Annotated in this window: 1 protein-coding gene; it reads left to right on the forward strand. The window is 68.2% G+C overall.

What is annotated here, in order from left to right; all coding sequences use genetic code 11:
• Nucleotides 1-283: succinyl-CoA--3-ketoacid-CoA transferase (locus IG08_RS0153565; protein WP_030622443.1), on the forward strand; the 283-nt coding region annotated here is incomplete at both ends.

Consider the following 283-nt stretch of genomic DNA (forward strand, 5'->3'; position numbering starts at 1 on the left):
CGAGAACGGCATCCTGGGCACCGGCCCCTACCCCACCGAGGACCAGGTCGACCCCGACCTGATCAACGCCGGCAAGGAAACCGTCACCGTCCTGCCGGGTGCCTCCTTCTTCGACTCCTCGCTCTCCTTCGGGATGATCCGCGGCGGGCACATCGACGTCGCCGTCCTCGGCGCCATGCAGTTTTCCGAGAGCGGCGACCTGGCCAACTGGGCCATCCCCGGCAAAATGATCACCGGGATCGGCGGCGCCATGGACCTGGTCCACGGCGCCCGCACCGTCATC

Source organism: Streptomyces fulvoviolaceus (assembly GCF_000718165.1).
GTDB classification, from domain to species: domain Bacteria; phylum Actinomycetota; class Actinomycetes; order Streptomycetales; family Streptomycetaceae; genus Streptomyces; species Streptomyces fulvoviolaceus.